A 19,661-nucleotide genomic window follows, 5' to 3' on the forward strand; every position below is an offset into this window, starting at 1 on the left:
CCGTTTTTTTATGTTTGAAATTTAAACTAATCGATTGCTTTTTGGAACTAAGATCAAATTCTGCGTGAGATCTCATTCATATGCCATGAATGGCTTGATTAGTTGGGGAACAAAGACAAAAGGAGTATGCTAGGGCAAGTGTTATATGCTTGTGAGTTTTATGTCACGCCTATCTTTCTCTTTATGTTGGCTTCCTGAGAGTCGATTATTCTTACCACTGGTTGTGGTGGTTTTGACGGTCGTCAGTTTGCCTGCGTCGTGGCTCAATCAGACGCATCTACCTATGCTGATTGAACTGCCCTATGTGTTGTTAGGTTTGGCACTGCTACTCAGCCATCTCTATCACCAAGGACGCAATGCGCGAGTCGCGCTGCTTTTATTAGTGGCCTACTACATTATTCAGACTCGGCTACAAGCGCCGCTTACCATGGGCACCACGCGCCTTGAATATGTGCTGCTTGGCTCTTTACTCAGCTTGAATTTACTTTATCTCACTCTTTTTTCTGAGCTGCGTTTATGGGGACAAAAAGGCATCCTCTATCTGTTCTTTTTGCTGTTGCAGATAGGCTGGGGCGCACTGGTGATCGATTATGACAAAGCGCATGATATTAGCTACTTATGGCAAGGGTATCTCTTCCACTATGAGCCATGGAGTCCTTTCCCCATCCTAAGCTTGTGCATGATTGGGATCTGTACTTTGATTGCGGCGTTGTTGGCACTCAAGCGTCATCAAACGGGCGATCATGCCATCTATATTGCGCTGCTGGTCAGTAGTTTTACCTTTGTCTTTTTCTCTAAACCCCTGATTTCTGCCACGCTTTTTAGCTTGGGTGGGCTATTTCTTCTATTGGGTTTATTGCGCTGCAGTTTAGATTTGGCTTTTGTCGATGCACTTACAGGCATTCATGGCCGACGCGCCTTGGAATCCGAGCTCAAACATGTGGGCCGCTGCTATACGCTGGCGATGCTTGATGTGGATCATTTCAAGAAATTCAATGATACCTATGGCCATGAAACTGGCGATGATGTGCTAAAAGTGGTGGCCAAATTGATGCAAGAGACGGGCTGCGGCGCGCAGGCTTATCGCTATGGCGGCGAGGAATTCACCATTTTGTTTCGTGGCAAGACGTCGCGCGAGTGTCTTGAGGCATTGGATCAGCTGCGCTGTGCGATTGCCGATTATCCGCTTTATTTGCGCAACAATAAAAATCGCCCTGAAGATGATGAAGCAGGGCGTAAGCGACGTGGTCAAAATGCAGCGACAAAAGCGGTGCATGTGACGATCAGTATTGGCGTTGCTGATAATCAATATTTTGATAGTGTCGATGAGACCTTGAAAGCGGCAGATAAGGCGCTTTATGGTGCCAAAAAGAAGGGACGAAACTGCGTGCAAAGCGCTGTGGTGTGAGTCCGTTACTCTTATATCTGCCTTGTATTTTTATGATGCGTGCTTGATAGGCAGTGAGCCATAAAAAAGCGCAGCTTCGGCTGCGCTTTTTCTTGATTGAGAATCACTGGATGTGATGGCTGGCAGACATGATTTAGCAGCGAAAGCCAAACACCGCATCAATCAATTTTAGCATTAAGCCTTTTTCAATCTCCTCAGGATCGCGATCAGCAAGGTACTCCACAAAATCAATACCGATAAATTTGCGATGCTGCGCCAGTTGATGGACTAAATGGATAGCTTCACGCGGCATTAAGCCGCCAATATTGGGGGTGGCGCAGGCGCGGTGGTAGCAGCCCTCAAGGCAGTCATAGTCAAAGGTGACATAGAAATAGTCATACTCTTGCTCAAGCTTATCCATCAGCCTTTGCAGCGCATGATGAAATCCCTGCTGATCAATCCACGCCATATCCATCAGAGTGATAGGGTGCTGGTCAATGAGCGCTTTCTCGCCCAGCATCAGATCGCGCTGGGCAAACAAAATGAGATCCTGTGGAGCAAGCGAAGTGAGTCTGGGGCCTTGCCAATCCTGATGGGCGCTAAGGCGCATTAATATACTGGCTGGTTTGCCATGTAAATTGCTTTTCGTGCTGTCATTACAATCGGCATGGGCATCAATCCAAACCACGGCCATACGCTTATTTTGTGATTGAACATGATCCAATGCGGCTTGCACGGTTGCTAGGGCAATCGCGTGATCGCCTCCAAAGGTGATCGGTATTGCGCCTTGTTGGTAGCTTTCAATTAAAGCTTGGTAGAGATCATAGCTATAGTGCGCAAGTGCCGCGTATGTTTGATTTGCGTCGAGCGCCGCATGGACTTGGGGGCTTAACCTAATATTACCGCAATCTTGAATTTGGCTTTGCCAACGTTGGTTACGAATTGTGATCCAATCTGTCAGGCCAAATTCACCATCGGCAAAGGATCGTCGCAGGAAGTCAACACCACAAATTTGGCTTTGCGCTGCGCCGCTGTGATCAAAAGGGGCACCGTAGAAATGATATTGCCGCATGACTGATTCCTTGCAGATGTAGTGATGAAAGAATATTCAATCTAATCAAGTACAAAGGAAAAAGATAGGGGTGTTCTCAATTGAGCAGAATACCACCAATGAGCATGACGAAAATCAATAGAAAAAAGACATAGCTGAGCATTTTGGCTTTTTGATTCTCAGGCATTTTGTCTTGCTGCTTTTTTTTGGCGTTCATCGAAAAATACACGGTTTATTTATTAATACATCACTAACCGCATGATAAGCAGACAATTCGAGCGCAACAATCCTAAAAAAAATACGAGATTGATCATTGTGGAGGCGTTCACGATTGCACTGTAAGTTGTGGCATATTGCAAACAAATATCACTAAAACGAATGGGTTTAAAGGCCATATTGAGAGGGTGGTGAGCGAGCGATGGCGCAGGGCTAAAAAGCATTCGCTCACCCCAAATAGGTGAGCGAAGCGATTTTTAGCAAAGGTATTTGCGGGGGAATGATTTAGTGGGTGAATACCACCTCTTGGTTGGGCACGCGATCACGCGGGGCATAGGTTCCTTCGGGGACCCCTTCACCACAACCAATCACCATACAAATTTCTGTTTGCTTCGCAAGCCCCAGCAGCTTTTTGACGCGTTTTGAATCAAACCCTTCCATAGGGCATGTGTCATAGCCTTGATCTTTCATGGCGGCCATAAAGGTCATGGCCGCGATCCCCGCAGTTTTGTGCAGGCAAACGCGTAAATCAGCTTTGCTCACTTGGCGCACAATGGGTTTTTTAAGACCCAGAAAAAAGCACAAAATCTGACGTAAGCGCCCGAAAATACCGAAGCGATCATTTCGATAGAGAAAGGGGATCAGCTTTTCATAATATTGAAATGCGCGCGCAGCCCTTTGTGGCGACTGCGACTGAAAATTATCTCGTACCACTTGTGCGTTACGCTTGGCGCGCTCTTTCCATTTTTGCGGTGTAATGGTAATCACCACCAATTCACGCGCTGTGGTGGCAGCATTTTGTCCCATGCAAAAATGAGCGAGGAGTTTGCGCTTTTGTGGGTCGATCACGCGGTGAAACTCCCAAAGCTGCATATTGGAGCTATTGGGTGAGAGCAGGGCTAAATCGATGGCACGCTGCACTTTGTGGTGATCAAATTCACTGTCTTGGTTAAATTTTCGCACCGAGCGGCGCGCTTCAATAACGGCGGAAAAGTCCATAAAACACGGGTTCACTATTCAAATGGAAAATCGAGTGTATCAGCTCGTTGCGAGTAAAAGCGTTATTAGTCTTGGCTTTTGAGTAAGCGAATTTGGCTAAATCCCAATTTTTGAAAGTAACTATCACGATGGTTTTTCACCGCTTTGCCATCAGCCATCTGCTCGAGTTGGCGCTCGGTTTGCAAAAATTTCTCGATGTTAATGCCTTCAGCTGCTGCCGCTGCTTCATGAGCGGTACGAAACTGGGTAAAGCTGTAGGGCATGGTTTTGGTTTCACCTTTGTAGGTGTAGGTCAGCAAGCGAGCCATAGCGTTCTCCAAAAATAAAGGGCGCAGCCTAGTGCGCCCCTGATTGAATGTCAACGACCAAGCAAAGCTTGGCGCGCCGTTAAAAGTCCCACTGTAGATACAAGGTATTGTAGTTACTGCCACCTTTGATGCGATTGTATTGCGATGCGGACTCAAAAATTGCAGAGCGATGGTGCAAGCTATAACCAAACCATAGCTGGTCATAGGATGGTGCATTGAAGAGATCGCCAATATTGATATCGATGGAGAGATCCAAATAGTTCAGCAAATGACTGGCTTTATAGCCTTTTTCTTCCATCTCCTTGGCTTCAATATGGGTGATGTTTTCGACATAGGACATCCCTTCAGCCACACCAAAGCGCCACTTGGTTGGCCAATTGACCGTGTAGTACGCTTTGATCGCCAGTACCGCTTCTGCGGTATTACGCTGCACCTCTGATTGCCAATGCCAAACCAGCCCCGGCGTGAGATAGATATCAATCGGCAGGCCAAAGAGCGTGTCCGTCAGTGGTTGTCCATAAAACAGGGAGGTCATGGTGTTATTGTGCGGATCGCGCTCATAGCCGCCCGTATAGATGTCACCAATATTGGATGGTGTTGCCAGCCCTTGCGCAAGGCGAATATAAGGTCGGGTGGTGAGCTGACGTCCTGTTCGGCGATGATGTTCTGGCGTATTAAAAAAGCCAAAGCCAACAAAGGCTTCGGTTTGCCAGTTACTGTCCATGGTGTCTGCGTGACGAATGGCATCACTAAAATAGGTGCCATGCAGTGCGCCGAGTAAATAAAGGTTGGAATAGAGATGAATGCGCCCATCAATTCCCATTTTGAGATCAACCCCAGCGCCGACATCGGTCTGATTCAGACCATAAAAATGATCATTATGACGCGCGCTGTTATAACGCAGCGCTGCGGTAGGTTGAAGTAACCAACCCTCCCCTTGCCACTGACCGGTCACGCCCAATTCTGAATGCCAGCGCCAAGCTTTAGCGCTCATCAGTTCGCCGTAGAGATTGTAGGTATCATTGAGCTGATAATTCAGTGATAAGCCCAGATCACTGCTATCGCCGCCCCAAGCATTTTGCATATCAGCGGGCAGATCGAAAAAGTGAAATTGTAATTTGGCATTGAGTTGCCACTGGTCATGTTGCCAAAGGTGAAGGCCGCCTTCGGTGCCATCGATATAACCATATTCACCTTGATAAAACAGCACAGGTAACATGGTACTCACGCGGCTTTCCATTTCGCTGCCCGCAGGCACAATGTGATCGGCATAGGGAACAGTGGCTTGGCGATAGAGCAGGGCAATCCCCCAGTTTTGCTCTTCACTGGCAGCAGACCAGCGTGAACCGCTGAAAGGTAACGTATTTTCAGGTGCGGTTACAGACGTTGGCGCTGTTTCAGTGGATTGGCTTGGCTGACGATTTGTGTCTGGCGCGTTTTGGGGCTCGGTATGCGCTTGATCAATCGCGTCTTGAGTGATATGGGTTTGAGAGAAAGCGGGCAAGCTGTAAATAAAAAATAACAGAGTCGTTAAACAGCAAAACGGCAATGAACGACGATTAAATGTCATGAAAAAACTCAATGAAAAGAAATGGATAAAAAAGCATGACTGGCGCGTAGAAAAAATATCAAAAAAGCACGATCGCCTCGCTATGCAAGGGAGGCATTATCTTGTACGGTGCTTCAAAATACTAGTGATGAGAGAACCACTTATGGTCAAACAGATTCAAATGACGTCTACTGGATCGCAATTTTCACAATTCGTTCAGGGCTATTGGCGCTTGGCTGAATGGGGCATGACGCAGCAGCAGCGTTTAACCTTTATCAAGCAGCATTTAGAGCTGGGTATTGATACGGTGGATCACGCCGATATTTATGGCGGTTATCAGTGTGAGCAACTGTTTGGGGAAGCGTTGGCACTTGAGCCAAGTTTGCGTGAGCAGCTGACCATTGTGACCAAGTGCGACATCAAATTGACGGCGTTTTCACCAGCGCAGCGCATCAATTACTACGATTGCAGTGCGGCACATATTGAAGCATCGGTGAACAATAGCCTGCAACGTTTGGGCATTGAGCAAATTGATACTTTGTTGATTCACCGCCCTGATTATTTGATGAATGCGGATGAAGTGGCGCAGGTCTTTGATGCACTGCATCAGGCAGGTAAAGTGGCCAGCTTTGGTGTGTCCAACTTTACGCCAAGTCAATTTGATTTGTTGCAATCACGTCTAGATGCCCCTTTGGTGACTAACCAAGTGGAAATTAACCCAGTGAATATGCAAGTGCTCGATGATGGCACCTTAGATCAAATGCAGCAGTATCGTATTCACCCGATGGCTTGGTCCTGTCTAGCAGGCGGTGAGATTTTTACCGGTCAAAGTGAGCAGCACCTTCGCTTGCGTCAAACCTTGCAAATCATTGCTGATGCACAGGGGGCGACCTTAGATCAGATCATCTATGCATGGATTTTAGCGATGCCATCGCAACCACTACCGATTATCGGCTCAGGCAATATTGATCGCGTGAAGCAAGCGGTCGCGGCAAGCCGTATTGAGCTGACACGTGAGCAGTGGTATGAAATTTGGGTCGCCAGTAAAGGTCATGGCGTGCCATAAGTCGTAGTTCCATTGCTTAAATGGCTTTAAAGCTTCGCGATTGGCGAAGCTTTTTTATTTTTGTGCCGCTATTTCCCTTTGTTTCATATTGAAATACCGCTTTTATAAAACGAGATCTCCCATCAAGTTTTTAGGGATCAAATTGTATCCTCGCTGCACTGATTGTGACGCAACAAAGAACTTCGCTTTGTTTTCTTAGGTTAAAAATCCAACTGTGATCTTCATGCTTGTTTATACAACTAGACAAGTGGATATTTTAACCATAGCAAACGTTTCCGTTGTCGTTTGCAATTAGCAAAGGGGAAGCAGTATGACCTTCATTCGAACCTTGACGCAAGACATTCAACCGAGCGAACTCGGTGTGACCTATGCGCACGATCATATCTATTGCCTTCCCCCTTACTGGCAGAGCAAAGGTGAAGCGGACTTACTTTTGGATGACGCGCAGGCATCCGGGAAAGAGCTGGCAGACTTTGTCGCCTGCGGTGGCCAAAGCATCTACGATGCCACGGCACCTGATTACGGTCGTGATGTGCGCGTTGTGGCGGCGCTGGCGCAGCAATATCAAGTGAATATCATTGCCACAGCGGGGTTGAACAAAGGTTTTTTATGGTCATCGCGCTACCCACATGCCAAGACCCATCCACATTGTGGCGAGAGCTTTGCACAATGGATTGAGCGACACAGCGTTGAGCAAATCAGCCAGCATATTGCTGCTGAAGTGGTGGTTGGCATTGAAGGCACCGCCTTTCGCGCAGGCGTCATTAAATGCGGTACAGGGTATAACCAGATTTCCCCACTTGAACACAAGGTGATGCAGGCCACGGCGCTTGCCGTCAAAGAGACGGGCGCGCCGATGCATTGTCATACCGAAATGGGCACCATGGCACTTGAGCAGCTGGCGATTTTAAAGCAGCAGGGCGTGGATCTATCACGAGTGGGGCTGGCTCATCTGGATCGCAATCCTGATCCTTGGTTGCACCAACAAATTGCTAAAACAGGCGCCTTTCTTTGCTTTGATGGCATGAGTCGAATCAAATATTTTCCTGAGCATATTCGCAGCCAAGCCTTAATTGCGCTTTGCAAAAAGGGCTATCAGCAACAGATTTTGATTGGCGGTGATTTTGCACGAAAAAGTATGAGTGCCCATTATGGCCTCGGTGGTTTGGGCTTGGCTTATATCCTCAGAGATTGGCGACCACGTTTTGTGCAAGAGGCGCACGCGGAAGGGCTTGATGGCGAAGCGCTGCTCCATGACTTTTTTGTCGCAAACCCTGCGCGCTATTTGCAGTTTGCATAAGGGGGCGTGATGAATCTTGCCAATTGCAATGAATCGCAAGCCAAAGCGCTTTTAAAACAGGCCAAGCTGGCACTTTTACCGCTTGGTGCTACTGAGCCTCATGGCGATCATCTGCCGCTCAATACAGACAATCTACTGGCGGAGCGTTTTGCCAAAAAACTGGATGCAAAATTGCGTGAGCAAGGGATTGAGGTGGTGCGCTTGCCCACACTGCCCTTTAGTCAAGTGTGGTCTCTAGCTGGGTTTGCTGGCGCTTTGGATATCGGTCCTAAATTGCTGGCTGACTTATTGATTGCGCTGGCGAGTAATATGGCCGGTTACGGCATTGATACGCTGGTGGTGATCAACAGCCATTATGGCAATTTTGATGCGATGAAAGCTGCGGCGCGAACACTGAAAAAACGCGGGATCACCCTGCTTAATTTTACTTGGTATCAAAGCCAAGCACTGATTCAAACCTTACAACAAAGTCCAAGCGCGCATCCTTCCTTTATGCACGCTGATGAAATTGAAACATCCATGATGCTTTCGCTTGCTCCGGAGTGGGTTGATTTGGACAAAGCGCGCGCGCACTACCCAGATTTTCCCGACACGTTTTCATTTGAGCAGATCCCATGGCCTGAGTTTAGCGACTACAGCGTGCTTGGCGATCCGACCTTGGCATCCCAGCGTAAAGGTGATGCTGTGATTGAGCATTCGCTCAGTGCAACCCTTGCCGCGCTGAGTGGCTATTTGGAGAGTCGTTATGTTAACCCCTGATCATATTTACCTCGATGCACAAGTGGACAATGCCGAGCAAGCGATTCGCGTCAGTGGCGATTGTTTACTGCGCGCAGGTGCGATTACGTCCGATTATATCGATGCCATGGTGCACAACTGGCAAGAGAATGGCGCCTATTTTGTGATTGCCCCTGGACTTGCGTTGCCCCATGCCCGTCCTGAATGTGGCGTGCTCGAAGCGCAAATCTCAATTGTTCGACTGCAAACGCCTGTGGTGTTTGGCAATGAAGAGAATGATCCCGTGGATTTGGTCATTGGCCTTGCGGCGACCGGTAGTCAGCAACATGTACAACTGATTCAAAAAGTGGCGCTGGTGCTGAGTGATGAGCGTAAATATGCCGCGCTGAAACAAGCCACAGATAAAGAAAGTGTGATGGCGCTATTTAATGCGTCAAGTTATGCCAAGTCGGCATAGCAGCACAAGTTGAATCGACATAAACAAGCCGCGATGCGATGCGATGCCATGCGCTGAAATGCGATACAGCCCAATTTGCATCAAAGCACATCAAGGAGGTGAAAGCCGAAAGCCGAGAATAGATAACCAACAATGTCGCCATAACAAAATCAATAACAAAAGAAGTAGGTACACCATGAAGAAAATTTTAGCTGTATGCGGTCTAGGGATGGGCTCAAGCTTGATCCTACGAATGAATATTGAATCTGTTTTACGTGAGCTAGGGATTGATGCAGACGTTGCCCATATGGACGTTTCTGCGGCAAAAACAGCCCAAGCCGATCTGATTGTGACCAATGCAGAATTTATCAAAGCGCTTCAGGGCACAGAGTGCCAACTGGTTGAAGTCAATAACTATATCGATTGCGCCGAAATTAAAGACGCGCTACGAAGTGCTGGCCTATAGGGCGAGGAGGGAATATGTACGACGTTATACAATGGGTCACGATCAATATCTTTGGTGAAGCGTCAATCCTGATAGGCTTGATTGTTATGCTCGGCCTTGTGTTGCAGAAAAAAGCGGCACCAGATGTCATTTCTGGCACCCTAAAAGGGATTTTAGGCTTTCTAATTATCGGTGCAGGCGCGGGTATCATTGTTGGTGCGCTGCTGGCCTTTCAGCCGATTTGGACTGAAGTCTTTGGTCTTACTGAGATGAATCTGAAAGACATCATGGGTCAAGAGGGCTTTACCAATCGTTATGGTAGCGCTGTGACCTTGGCCATGGCTTTGGGTTTTGCCATCAACCTACTGCTGGCGCGGTTTACACGTTTTAAATTTATCTATTTAACCGGCCATATGATGTTTTGGACCGCCATGGTATTTGCTGGCGTTGCGGTCAATACCAACCCGGATATTTCACCTGTGCGTCTTACCATTATGTTGGCGCTGATTATGGGGGTGTACTGGACGCTGCAACCTGCGCTAACCCAGCCATTTATGCGCAAAATCATGGGCAATGACAATATCGCACTGGGTCACACCTGCGCCTCAGTCGCGCTGCTTGGTGCATTTACCGGCAAATTGTTTGCGAAAAATAAGGTCAGTTCAGAAGATATCAAAGTGCCTGCGAGCCTTGCTTTTTTACGCGATTCTAATGTCGTGACTGCGCTGACCATGGTGTTGCTATTTTTCGTCGGCACTTTCTTGCTGCAACTAAAAGGCAGTGAAAAGGCGATGGAAATCCTCAATAGCTCAGGCAATGTCAGTTTTTATATCTACGCGTTGAAGCAATCCTTGCTCTTTACCGGTGGGATCGCTGTGGTGCTGCTTGGTGTGCGGATGTTTATTGGCGAGATGGTGCCAGCCTTTAATGGTATCGGTAGCAAATTGGTCCCTGGTGCACGACCTGCGCTTGATTGTCCTATTGTGTTTAACTTTGCACAAAATGCCGTGGTACTGGGCTTTTTAGGCGCTTTTGCTGGTGCGATTCTTTGGCTTTCAGTCATTGGTAACACCACGGGTTATGTGTACGTCCCATCGATGATTGTGCTCTTTTTCCATGCGGGTACCGCTGGCGTATTTGGCAATGTCACGGGTGGCTATAAAGGCGCATTGGTGGCGGGCTTTTTAACTGCGACTGTGGTGGCTTGGGGGCAATACTTCTGTGTCACTTATCTGATTAACACCACCATTCCTGATACCGCGCTTTGGGCCGGTGATAGCGATATGTTTATTTTGGCGCCATTGGTGTCCTTTATTACCACACTGTTCTCGTTCTAACGGTTTTTCTCTGTGGATGTTGTGGCCGCATTAAGCGGCCACAAGGAGCTTGCGATGACACAATTGACACAAAACTATTTTAATCAAATCAATCAAAAACTAACGCAGATTTCGCAAAATGAAGCGCAGCTGAAAACCTGCGGTGAGCTGATGGCGCAGGCGGTGATGAAGGGGCAAAACCTGTTTGTCTTTGGTGCCAGCCATGCGGGGATTATGGCGGAAGAAGCGTCTTACCGAGCTGGTGGCTTGGCGGTGTTTAACCCCATATTTCACCCATCTTTGATGCTTAATATTCGTCCGTTAACCCTGACCACGGATTTTGAAAATATTGAAGGCATGGGACATAAAATCGTAGCCGCATCTCCTATGAAAGCGGGCGATATTTTGCTGGTTCATTCGGTCTCAGGGCGTAACGCTATTGGTATCGATATCGCTTTAGCGGCCAAGGAGAAGGGGATCACGCTAATCGCCATCACCAGTTTAGCTACCGCAAAACGAGTGCAATCAAAACATTCAAGTGGTCAGCTTTTATGCGAAGTGGTCGACTATGTGATTGATAACCAATGTGATTATGGTGATGCCTCTGTGAGCCTGGCTGGCATGGCACAAAAAGCTGCACCCCTGTCGACCATAATGAGTGTTACAATCCTCAACTGTTTGTCGCTGGTGATTTGTGAGACCATGCTGGCCCATGGCCAAACGCCACCAGTGCTTGCAAGCGCCAATATTGATGGGAATCAGGCGATTAACCAGGCTATTTTTGAGCAATACCAACAACAGATCCATTATTTATAGTTACTACATGGAGCGTGTGTTTGCTGTATCAACATGATCTACCGCTGTACCTGCAGATCAAAAATGCCATTTTAGAGCGTATTATCTCTGGGGTTTATCACGACAAACTGCCGGGTGAACATACGCTTTCAAGTGAGTTTGAGGTCGCGCGCGGTACCATTAAACAGGCGATTGATACTTTGGTGCTCGATGGGGTCTTAATCAAACGCCAAGGGAAAGGGACCTTTATCAATCAAGAGACGGTGACTCATCTGCACCGTGATTATCCAGTGGTGACGGTGTCACAGCCCAATCCGTCGCAGTTGACCACCAAACTGCTGACTATGATGGATATTATGGCGGACAGTGAGCTTGCTCAATTGATGCAAATGAGTCCGGGAATGCCTTTAATCTGCCTAGAGCGCGTGCATTATAAGACGCAGGAGATTGTCGGTTATACCCGAACTTATTTGAATGGTTTGTTGTATTCAGGTTTAAGCAGTTATCAAGTGGAGCGCGGGCTCTATGAGCAGCTGCGTGAGCTATTTGGAAACTCGCCATCGCGAATTATTGAGCAAATTGAAGCGGTGAATGTGAACGCTGAGATTGCCAATAAATTAGGGATTGCAGTCGATCAAGCGGCGCTATGTGTGCGTCGCATGGGATTTGACCGTGAAAACCATGTGGCTGAGCTCTCCTATAACTACTTGGCTAACAGCCAAATCCTGTTGCAGCTTACGGCTAGTCAGACCAATCAGGACCATGAGTGGTGGTGCACGCTGAAATAGCGCAATGTGTCTACTTCAATCACCTTTATCTAATGAGCCGCTTATAAGCGGCTTTTTTATGCCTGCTAGATGCGATAAATGAGTGCTTTTCAAAATAGTCTGACCAAGGCTGTGAATGAAGGCCATTGAATCAACGGGTTTATCTGACGAACAACTTGGAGCTGGATATATGAACAGTGTCCCATTTTGCCGCTTTGTAGATTGCTCACTAACGAGCAATTTGTACAATCATGGCCATTGATTGTTTTATTAATACAAGTATATTCAAATGGTTACCAATATTGTTCGCCAATTTTGGCAAACCTGCGCAACAGGCGAGTATCAACACTTGCGCCCCATGCTGGCCGATGATTTAAAAGTCATTTGGCCCACCAGCCATGAATATTACCAAGGCCCTGATGCTTTTATTGCGGTCAACGAAGCCTTTGGCCCGAATTGGTGTTATCAAATTTTGACCCTAGAGCAGGTCGATGCGCAGCAAGCCATCAGTGTGGTGCATGTCAGTAAAGCGGGTTGGCCTGATAGTTTTTATGCCACCTCGGTGTTTCAGTTTGTCGAACTGCGCATTCAAACCATGACCACCTACTGGGCATTTCAGGATAAACAGCCCGAATGGCGGATAGGACTGAGTGAGGTTTACGATCCTAAGGCTGATTTTCTTGAAACATCTGAATAAGTTAATTTGGCATTCAGAGTCTAATCACAGGAACGCAATGGATTGGCCATGAATTGAAATGAACTCCAATTCAGTCACAGTTTCAGTGCATCAGTTTGATTATGATGCGACTGAAATCACGTCAAGGAAGAGGGATCTATGTTACGTCAAGGCGCGTTTGTCATCACTTTGCTGCTCGCAGGGTGTGGCAGTGAAAGCCAAATTGAGCAAGTGCAAAATAGTTCGTTGTCTGATCAGGCGCCGTCCATCGGACAGCTTTTTGAGCAGCGCGTGGACTGTCTTGAAGGGCAGTGGGATAGTTATGAAGATGCCCACGGCGATCAATATGTGCGTTTTCGCTGCCAGCTTAATCCCAATTATGTCGCCTTAGTGAAACAAAGTGAATTGGCGAAAACCGCAGCCAATATTGAGAAATACAATGGCCACAATCAAGCGTTGATTGAGGAGATGCAAGCTGAGCTTGAGTATTATGCGCAAGTAAAAGCGGTGATGATGCGATCTTTATCGCCTGAAGCTTCATCCTTGCTGTCGAAAATGCAAATGGACTTAGAGCAGCATTATCAGCATTTAGCACCGCCAGTACTGATGGTGGTCACTGAGCAGAGTAAAGACGCGATTGCGAAAGGGACGCTACAAACCGCGACGCAATTTTGCGCTGTGTATGACAAGCAGCCAGCAATCAAAGCCACCTGTATCGCGCGCTATTTTCCCATCTATCAGCAAATGCATCAGCTGGTAAAGCGTCTGGATTTATCACTGGATAGCCCAGAATATGCATTGATTGAATATGCGATTGAGCGGCCCAAGCACTATCAAACCGCTTATATTCGTGCGCTGGATGAGATTGAAAATGCGATTTTGAAAACTCAGCAAGACATCGCCACATCGCGGGATAACATTGTGAAGAACAATGATATTGTGGCTAAATTTGATCAGCGATTTGTGTTCTCACAAATGCGTATGACCTATGTTTGGCAAGTCGGCGATGATGTGGTGCGGCCAAGCCAAGCCTTTTTTGATATCAAAGGCGAGATGGGGGCGGCGCAATTTATGGCAACCGACATGGAAGCATGGCTCGCTGAAGCCGCGCAAAGTCGCGCTGATCAAGTGCCTGTGGCCTATCAAATTATGTTGGCTGGCGCGGCGAAAACTGCGGATATCCAACCTTACATTCTTTAACTTTTGTGGATAGAAAGCGCCTTGCCAATGCGAGGCGCTTTTTTATGGAGAGCAGCGGATGCACGCAAAGCAACAAAGCCTTGAGCAACAAGCGGTTGATTTACTGGCTGATGATATACAAGTGACTGATTTAACGGCGCGTCATATACGCATCGATGACTACATTATTCGCCCATTAACAGTGAAAGATAACGCCGCGATTGCTGCTGTGATCCGCATTGTTTCAGCGGAATATGGTTTAACACCCGATAAAGGCTATGGTGTTGCGGATCCAACGTTGGACGATTTGTTTGCTGTGTACAGTCAACCGCGCGCCCAATATTGGGTGATTGAATGGCAGGGGCAAGTGATCGGCGGGGCAGGTTATGCGCCTTTAAGCGGCGCGCCAGCAATCTGCGAGCTGCAAAAAATGTATTTTTTACCCAAGGCCAGAGGTTGTGGTTTGGCTAAACAGCTTGCGGCGCTTTGTTTTGCGCAGGCCAAAGCTGATGGTTTTACCCAGTGTTATTTAGAAACCACGGCCTGTCTTGGTGAAGCCGTGGTTTTTTATGAGCGCCTTGGCTTTCGATATCTCGCAGGCCCACTTGGTAGCACCGGTCACGATGCCTGTGAGATTCAGATGATTTTAGCGCTATAGGCGATAAGCTAACACGAGACAATAAAAAACGGCGATGGGCCGTTTTTTATTATCATTGCGGGTTATTGCTTGGTTATTGCTTAGATATTGTTTGGTTTTGTGGCGCTATTTTGTCAGGGGTCACTGCGTGGCTATCAGCTTTGTTCCTCTTCTGGGCTGACAACCTCAGTGGCTTCAGGAAAGAGCTCAACAAAGCGCGGATGTTCACGCAGCACATCAAAATAAGCTTCATTGGAGACCTCTTCGCGCAGCGACTCTGAAAGCTCAAGGGCGCGGATAATATCATCAATGGCTTGCTCATATTGTCCCAATTTAGATTGCGCGCAGGCACGTTGCCAGTAGGCAAGGGCATATTCGCTGTCTTGCTCAAGGGCTTGATTGGCCAATGACAGTGCCCATTTTTCCTCATTAATATCAAGCAGTACATCGGCTTTATAGGTAAGTGCTTCGACGTCATTTTTGCTCACTTCCAAAATTTGATCGTAAAGCTTAATTTTTTCCTGCTCACTTTTCTCAAGACCTGAGCGCATCCAGAGTGAGTGAATTAGATTGGTGTCGGATATCTTTTGCTGCGCCGCCATGATTTGGTCGGAGCGCTCTTTAATACTGCGCTCTAAATCGTTGAGGCGAGTTTCATACTCTTGGGTGAGATCGGCCACTTGCCGCGCCGTAGACACCTCAATATTTTCACGAATATCACGAATAGAGCGCCAGCCTAGCAGCACTAAAATCGATGCGGCGGCGGTGATGATATAGAAAATATTGTTGGTGGTATCGGCGGTGTAGCGCAGCGCGCGATCAGAGGCTTCCAATTTAGCGGCGGCAACTTTTTCAGCAATATCGGCACGCAGCACTTGCTGCTGCTGACGTAGATCGCGCAGCTCATCTAAGATATAGCGCTCAATAAAGGGCTTAAATAGCGGCTCTTTTAATGATAAATCCTCAACTTGAGTATGCGCGATGGCGGCGCTTGCTTCAGATGGGGGATTTGGCGTGTCGGGTTGCTCAGCTGCAACGCTTGGAATAAAGGTGATAGTGAACAAAAAGAAGGGGGCAAGAAAGCGGAAAAGTGTCTGCATGGGTACCTCATCGATGACGCTTCTTTTTAGCCTAATGGATCGTGCTGAGAATTTCATGAAATTGACCGGAATTTATTGGCTCAGTCTTGTGCTGAGGATAGATACGCCTTTCTAAATCAAATCCAGTTCACCGAAATGATAAAAAATACAGGGATTTGCTTGATGCATATGGCGATAAAAATATCAGCAGTTCATACTGGCCGAGAACCCATTGTTGCCGCATAAAAACGCGGAAAGGTCGAGGCAAAGGATGCAACAGACAGACGCCATCTATCAGCACTATCTCACCATTGCACTGGCGCAGCCTTCAATTCTAGATGGACAAGTGTCCAGCAATCTTCATAGCCACTTAGATTATATTGCCGCCGCAGCCAGTCACCGTTGTGATTTGGTTGTTTTCCCTGAATTGTCATTGACCGGTTACCTTCTTGAGCACGCCGCTTCTTTAGCGCTGAACCTGCAATCGCCAGAGGTCGAACAGCTGAAACAAGCTGCGACGCGACATCAGTTGGTGGTACTGGCTGGCGGGTTTTTTGACTGCGGTGGCGACAAGCCGGTGATTGGCACCTTGATTTGTCGCCCCTGCGGACATGTGGATCTTTATGCCAAGCAGCATCTTCACCCGGGTGAAGCGCTATTTTGCCAGCCAGGAAAGGATCATTTCACGCTCGCGATTAAAGATGTGCATATCGCTTTAGCTGTGTGCGCCGATTTTACTGAGCCCAAGCACCCACAGCATGCGATTAATGTTGCCACCGATCTTTATTTAGCAAGCGCACTGATTTCACCGCAAGGCTATGGTGTTGATAGTGCTTTGCTGGCTGGCATCGCTAAACAGTATCAATTGCCTGTACTGCTCAGTAACCATATATCGAAGACAGGCGGCTGGCAGGGTTGCGGTCAAAGTGGCTTTTGGCTGGCTAATGGCGAGTCGCAGCAGGCGAGCCAAGAGGCGGGCATGATGCTCTGCTATTTCACCAGTCAAGGCATGCATGGCCAAGAGATGGGGCTGCTGGCTTAAGCGCTGCACACTCGCATCACGATTGGCCTCCACTGCTTGTAACCGCGCGATTGGTGATGCGATCACGATATTGCTTTCTTTTTGCGTCTAAAACCTTGAGAATGGCGCGCTATCTTCTTGGGGCAGCTTTAAGCTGCCCCTGTTTATTTGTTCTACCGAGCCTTATCTATGAGTTTTACCGAACTAGGTCTAATCACGCCGTTATTAAAAGCCATTGAGAAAAAAGGGTATCAAACCCCATCCCCGATTCAGCAACAAGCGATTCCAGCGGTGCTGTCTGGACAGGATGTGATGGCCGCGGCGCAGACAGGGACGGGTAAAACGGCTGGTTTTACATTGCCGATTTTGCAGCGCTTGGATGTGGGCCCGCGTGTGCGTGGCAATCAAGTGCGCGCGCTTATCTTAACGCCAACACGTGAGCTTGCTGCGCAGATCTACGAAAACATCTATCACTACAGCCAGTTTATGCATCTGTCATCTGCCGTGGTATATGGTGGCGTAAAAATTAACCCACAGATGCTTCGTTTGCGCAAAGGCTGCGATATTCTGGTCGCGACCCCAGGTCGTTTGCTTGATCTTTATCAGCAAAACGCGGTGCGTTTTTCGCAGCTTGAAGTCTTGGTTCTCGATGAAGCCGATCGCATGCTGGATATGGGCTTTATTCGTGATATTCGAAAAATCATCGAATTACTGCCAAAACAGCGCCAGAATTTATTGTTCTCTGCTACCTTCTCACCCGATATTCGTGAGCTTGCCAAGGGCTTGGTGAATAACCCTGTTGAGATTTCAGTCAACCCTGAAAATAGTACCGCGGTTACCATTGAGCAGCGTTTGTATGCGGTGGATAAAAAGCAAAAATCAGCGCTATTAGCACATTTGATTGAGACTTTGAATTGGCGGCAGGTCCTGGTCTTTACTAAAACCAAGCATGGTGCCAACCGTCTCGCGCGTTTTCTTGAAGAGAGAAAAATTCACGCCGCACCCATTCATGGCAATAAGAGCCAAGGTGCGCGTACTAAGGCATTGGCTGATTTTAAATCGGGCGAGGTGCGTGTATTGGTTGCCACTGACATTGCTGCGCGCGGTATTGATATTCCACAATTGCCGCAGGTGGTGAACTTTGACTTGCCACATGTGGCTGCCGATTATGTGCATCGTATTGGCCGGACAGGCCGCGCGGGTGAAGTGGGTCATGCGGTCTCTTTGGTATGCGCGGATGAAGCGGATGATTTATTTGCCATTGAGCGCTTAATTGGCCAGCTGATTGAGCGTGAAGTGGTGGCAGAATTTAAGCCAGTTCACGAGCTGCCGGCATCGCGTTTAGATACGCGCCCAATTAAGCCGAAAAAACCGAAAAAGCCGAAAAAACCAAAAGTGATGGGTGAGTCGGACAACGCGGGTCAAGCGAGTCAAAAGAAAAAGCCGCAGGGTCAGAAGTCTCAAGGCCAGAAATCCCAAAGCCAGAGCCCAAAAGCTCAAGGTCAAAAAGCTCAAGGTCAAAAAACACAGGGTCAAAAACCGCGTTCATTTGGTAAAAAGCCAGCGGCAAAAGGTAGCCAGTCACCTACGGGCGATAAACCTGCCAAGCAAGGTGGCGCGCAGCGCAGCGGGCAAAACCGCGCTCAAGCGCGCCCAGCAAATCGCGCAAAGAAAACCTTTTCGAACAAAGCGCAAAGCAAACCCCAAGCCAACTGAGTTTGCCCATAGACTAATTCAAAAGCCTGCTAACGCAGGCTTTTTTGTTGCAAATCAAAGAGCAGCGGTGACTGAATAGCTAGGCTGAGAGAAGGGTTAACTGGAATCATAGCTCAGGGATGAACATGGATTGTTTTGGACAGGCGCTCCTTGCATATGAATATGGTATGAAGGATGCCCACTTACAGGTTGAGAGTGAGGGTGGTATCTCAATGCTGCCCGTTGCGCTATTTTTCCGAGATAGTGAGTACTATGAGCTTGATCGGATCGCATTGGCACATTGCAAAGGTAAGATCTTAGATATGGGGGCCGGCGCAGGCATCCATAGCCTAAAACTACAACAGACTGGCGCGAATGTGACCGCAATGGATGTTTCGCTTGGTGCCTGTGAGGTGATGAAAAAACGCGGTGTGAAGCGCGTTATGCATGGGGATTTGTTTCACTTGTCTACATCCTGTCACTTTGACACATGGATATTGTTGGGACGGAGTATTGGCGCTGTTGGGTCAATCGACGGTTTCAAACAATTTTTGAAGATGGCAAGCAAACAACTGAACCCTCGTGGACGAATAGTTTTTAATTCGGTTGATCCTGGACAGATGCATCGTCAACGCTGGATGCAGTTTTCATTTTCAGATGCGCAGGATAAGCGGACGCCATGGTTTGATATTCATTTTCGACAAGTAGAAGTCATAGCGAAACAGTATGGTTTTGAGGCTTGTTGCTTACATCTCGAGGCTGATGGAAATTACCTCGCGCAATTGACGAAAAACTAGTTCGCAAGATTGTCGCAAGAATTTGGCGTTTAAAAGTGATGCCTTTATAAGGATTCATCGAGTCACTATCCAAATTTGCATGTAACTCCCTTGAAAACCGTGATGGTACTGATAAACCAGTTGTTTCACAGGGTATGGATTTGTAGTTTGAAGCGGCCTTGGCGGGTTTCAGCCCGCTAGGTACCTGCATCAAACAAGGAATCT

The 19,661-nt window shown here is 47.7% G+C and carries 20 protein-coding genes; 15 read left to right on the plus strand and 5 right to left on the minus strand.

The genetic code is table 11. The features are described from left to right. Positions 1 to 160: 160 nt before the first annotated feature. On the plus strand, positions 161 to 1,408 hold the full coding sequence (locus tag L9P36_RS14210; RefSeq protein ID WP_237468102.1) for a GGDEF domain-containing protein: 1,248 nt from the start codon (positions 161 to 163) through the stop codon (positions 1,406 to 1,408). 133 nt (positions 1,409 to 1,541) lie between these two features. Here L9P36_RS14210 and L9P36_RS14215 read toward each other — a convergent pair whose 3' ends face one another. The 4 genes from L9P36_RS14215 to L9P36_RS14230 all read right to left on the minus strand — a co-directional run bounded on the left by L9P36_RS14215 (position 1,542) and on the right by L9P36_RS14230 (position 5,531). Continuing rightward, complete coding sequence (locus tag L9P36_RS14215; protein ID WP_237468104.1) at positions 1,542 to 2,459, minus strand: arginase family protein; 918 nt, start codon at positions 2,457 to 2,459, stop codon at positions 1,542 to 1,544. A gap of 480 nt (positions 2,460 to 2,939) precedes the next feature. Continuing rightward, on the minus strand, positions 2,940 to 3,653 hold the full coding sequence (locus tag L9P36_RS14220; protein ID WP_237468107.1) for a nitroreductase family protein: 714 nt from the start codon (positions 3,651 to 3,653) through the stop codon (positions 2,940 to 2,942). 65 nt (positions 3,654 to 3,718) lie between these two features. Continuing rightward, the gene (locus L9P36_RS14225; protein ID WP_237468109.1) at positions 3,719 to 3,961 is read right to left on the minus strand and encodes a DUF2960 family protein; all 243 of its coding nucleotides are present in this window, start codon (positions 3,959 to 3,961) and stop codon (positions 3,719 to 3,721) included. 79 nt (positions 3,962 to 4,040) lie between these two features. After that, positions 4,041 to 5,531 (minus strand): MipA/OmpV family protein, encoded by a 1,491-nt coding sequence (locus L9P36_RS14230; protein ID WP_237468111.1) that lies wholly within the window; start codon positions 5,529 to 5,531, stop codon positions 4,041 to 4,043. A 127-nt stretch (positions 5,532 to 5,658) separates the two neighbouring features. On the opposite strand from L9P36_RS14230, the gene L9P36_RS14235 reads away from it, so the two are divergent. The 11 genes from L9P36_RS14235 to L9P36_RS14285 all read left to right on the plus strand — a co-directional run bounded on the left by L9P36_RS14235 (position 5,659) and on the right by L9P36_RS14285 (position 14,886). Next, positions 5,659 to 6,576 carry an aldo/keto reductase gene (locus L9P36_RS14235; RefSeq protein WP_237468113.1) on the plus strand — a complete coding sequence of 306 codons (918 nt, stop codon included), beginning with the start codon at positions 5,659 to 5,661 and terminating at the stop codon, positions 6,574 to 6,576. Between the two features lie 310 nt (positions 6,577 to 6,886). After that, positions 6,887 to 7,876: a phosphotriesterase family protein gene (locus L9P36_RS14240; RefSeq protein ID WP_237468116.1), complete on the plus strand. Its 990-nt coding sequence runs from the start codon at positions 6,887 to 6,889 to the stop codon at positions 7,874 to 7,876. A gap of 9 nt (positions 7,877 to 7,885) precedes the next feature. Further along, complete coding sequence (locus L9P36_RS14245; protein ID WP_237468118.1) at positions 7,886 to 8,635, plus strand: creatininase family protein; 750 nt, start codon at positions 7,886 to 7,888, stop codon at positions 8,633 to 8,635. Continuing rightward, positions 8,622 to 9,071, plus strand: coding sequence for a PTS sugar transporter subunit IIA (locus L9P36_RS14250; RefSeq protein WP_237468119.1), 450 nt, complete (start codon positions 8,622 to 8,624; stop codon positions 9,069 to 9,071). The genes L9P36_RS14245 and L9P36_RS14250 overlap by 14 nt, the downstream gene beginning before the upstream one ends. 175 nt (positions 9,072 to 9,246) lie before the next feature. Next, positions 9,247 to 9,516, plus strand: coding sequence for a PTS sugar transporter subunit IIB (locus tag L9P36_RS14255; protein ID WP_237468121.1), 270 nt, complete (start codon positions 9,247 to 9,249; stop codon positions 9,514 to 9,516). 14 nt (positions 9,517 to 9,530) lie between these two features. Then, positions 9,531 to 10,832, plus strand: a complete 1,302-nt coding sequence (gene ulaA, locus L9P36_RS14260) for a PTS ascorbate transporter subunit IIC (protein WP_237468123.1) — start codon at positions 9,531 to 9,533, stop codon at positions 10,830 to 10,832. Positions 10,833 to 10,886: 54 nt separating this feature from the next. Beyond that, positions 10,887 to 11,627 carry a sugar isomerase domain-containing protein gene (locus L9P36_RS14265; protein WP_237468125.1) on the plus strand — a complete coding sequence of 247 codons (741 nt, stop codon included), beginning with the start codon at positions 10,887 to 10,889 and terminating at the stop codon, positions 11,625 to 11,627. Between the two features lie 20 nt (positions 11,628 to 11,647). Then, positions 11,648 to 12,394: a GntR family transcriptional regulator gene (locus L9P36_RS14270; RefSeq protein ID WP_237468128.1), complete on the plus strand. Its 747-nt coding sequence runs from the start codon at positions 11,648 to 11,650 to the stop codon at positions 12,392 to 12,394. 268 nt (positions 12,395 to 12,662) lie between these two features. After that, on the plus strand, positions 12,663 to 13,070 hold the full coding sequence (locus tag L9P36_RS14275) for a nuclear transport factor 2 family protein (RefSeq protein ID WP_237468129.1): 408 nt from the start codon (positions 12,663 to 12,665) through the stop codon (positions 13,068 to 13,070). Positions 13,071 to 13,208: 138 nt separating this feature from the next. Next, positions 13,209 to 14,249: a hypothetical protein gene (locus L9P36_RS14280; RefSeq protein WP_237468132.1), complete on the plus strand. Its 1,041-nt coding sequence runs from the start codon at positions 13,209 to 13,211 to the stop codon at positions 14,247 to 14,249. A gap of 58 nt (positions 14,250 to 14,307) precedes the next feature. Next, on the plus strand, positions 14,308 to 14,886 hold the full coding sequence (locus L9P36_RS14285; RefSeq protein WP_237468134.1) for a GNAT family N-acetyltransferase: 579 nt from the start codon (positions 14,308 to 14,310) through the stop codon (positions 14,884 to 14,886). Between the two features lie 134 nt (positions 14,887 to 15,020). Here the strand turns inward: L9P36_RS14285 and L9P36_RS14290 are convergent, their stop codons facing one another. Beyond that, positions 15,021 to 15,965, minus strand: coding sequence for a tetratricopeptide repeat protein (locus L9P36_RS14290; protein WP_237468135.1), 945 nt, complete (start codon positions 15,963 to 15,965; stop codon positions 15,021 to 15,023). Between the two features lie 250 nt (positions 15,966 to 16,215). Between L9P36_RS14290 and L9P36_RS14295 the strand changes: the two genes are divergently transcribed. From L9P36_RS14295 to L9P36_RS14305, 3 genes are all read left to right on the plus strand, one after another. Next, positions 16,216 to 16,986 carry a carbon-nitrogen hydrolase family protein gene (locus tag L9P36_RS14295; RefSeq protein WP_237468136.1) on the plus strand — a complete coding sequence of 257 codons (771 nt, stop codon included), beginning with the start codon at positions 16,216 to 16,218 and terminating at the stop codon, positions 16,984 to 16,986. Positions 16,987 to 17,154: 168 nt separating this feature from the next. Continuing rightward, positions 17,155 to 18,681 (plus strand): DEAD/DEAH box helicase, encoded by a 1,527-nt coding sequence (locus tag L9P36_RS14300; RefSeq protein ID WP_237468137.1) that lies wholly within the window; start codon positions 17,155 to 17,157, stop codon positions 18,679 to 18,681. A gap of 125 nt (positions 18,682 to 18,806) precedes the next feature. Further along, positions 18,807 to 19,457 (plus strand): class I SAM-dependent methyltransferase, encoded by a 651-nt coding sequence (locus L9P36_RS14305; protein WP_237468139.1) that lies wholly within the window; start codon positions 18,807 to 18,809, stop codon positions 19,455 to 19,457. The last annotated feature ends 204 nt before the right edge of the window (positions 19,458 to 19,661 follow it).

Source organism: Vibrio stylophorae (assembly GCF_921293875.1).
In the GTDB taxonomy this organism is placed as follows: Bacteria; Pseudomonadota; Gammaproteobacteria; order Enterobacterales; family Vibrionaceae; genus Vibrio_A; species Vibrio_A stylophorae.

Coding starts and splice junctions, on each gene's coding strand:
- L9P36_RS14300 (WP_237468137.1), top strand. CDS start 17,155: ATGAGTTTTACCGAACTAGGTCTAATCACGCCGTTATTAAAAGCCATT.
- L9P36_RS14285 (WP_237468134.1), top strand. CDS start 14,308: ATGCACGCAAAGCAACAAAGCCTTGAGCAACAAGCGGTTGATTTACTG.
- L9P36_RS14220 (WP_237468107.1), bottom strand. CDS start 3,653: ATGGACTTTTCCGCCGTTATTGAAGCGCGCCGCTCGGTGCGAAAATTT.
- L9P36_RS14240 (WP_237468116.1), top strand. CDS start 6,887: ATGACCTTCATTCGAACCTTGACGCAAGACATTCAACCGAGCGAACTC.
- L9P36_RS14210 (WP_237468102.1), top strand. CDS start 161: ATGTCACGCCTATCTTTCTCTTTATGTTGGCTTCCTGAGAGTCGATTA.
- L9P36_RS14275 (WP_237468129.1), top strand. CDS start 12,663: ATGGTTACCAATATTGTTCGCCAATTTTGGCAAACCTGCGCAACAGGC.
- L9P36_RS14255 (WP_237468121.1), top strand. CDS start 9,247: ATGAAGAAAATTTTAGCTGTATGCGGTCTAGGGATGGGCTCAAGCTTG.
- L9P36_RS14250 (WP_237468119.1), top strand. CDS start 8,622: ATGTTAACCCCTGATCATATTTACCTCGATGCACAAGTGGACAATGCC.
- L9P36_RS14215 (WP_237468104.1), bottom strand. CDS start 2,459: ATGCGGCAATATCATTTCTACGGTGCCCCTTTTGATCACAGCGGCGCA.
- L9P36_RS14305 (WP_237468139.1), top strand. CDS start 18,807: ATGGATTGTTTTGGACAGGCGCTCCTTGCATATGAATATGGTATGAAG.
- L9P36_RS14290 (WP_237468135.1), bottom strand. CDS start 15,965: ATGCAGACACTTTTCCGCTTTCTTGCCCCCTTCTTTTTGTTCACTATC.
- L9P36_RS14280 (WP_237468132.1), top strand. CDS start 13,209: ATGTTACGTCAAGGCGCGTTTGTCATCACTTTGCTGCTCGCAGGGTGT.
- L9P36_RS14235 (WP_237468113.1), top strand. CDS start 5,659: ATGAGAGAACCACTTATGGTCAAACAGATTCAAATGACGTCTACTGGA.
- L9P36_RS14265 (WP_237468125.1), top strand. CDS start 10,887: ATGACACAATTGACACAAAACTATTTTAATCAAATCAATCAAAAACTA.
- ulaA (WP_237468123.1), top strand. CDS start 9,531: ATGTACGACGTTATACAATGGGTCACGATCAATATCTTTGGTGAAGCG.
- L9P36_RS14245 (WP_237468118.1), top strand. CDS start 7,886: ATGAATCTTGCCAATTGCAATGAATCGCAAGCCAAAGCGCTTTTAAAA.
- L9P36_RS14225 (WP_237468109.1), bottom strand. CDS start 3,961: ATGGCTCGCTTGCTGACCTACACCTACAAAGGTGAAACCAAAACCATG.
- L9P36_RS14295 (WP_237468136.1), top strand. CDS start 16,216: ATGCAACAGACAGACGCCATCTATCAGCACTATCTCACCATTGCACTG.
- L9P36_RS14230 (WP_237468111.1), bottom strand. CDS start 5,531: ATGACATTTAATCGTCGTTCATTGCCGTTTTGCTGTTTAACGACTCTG.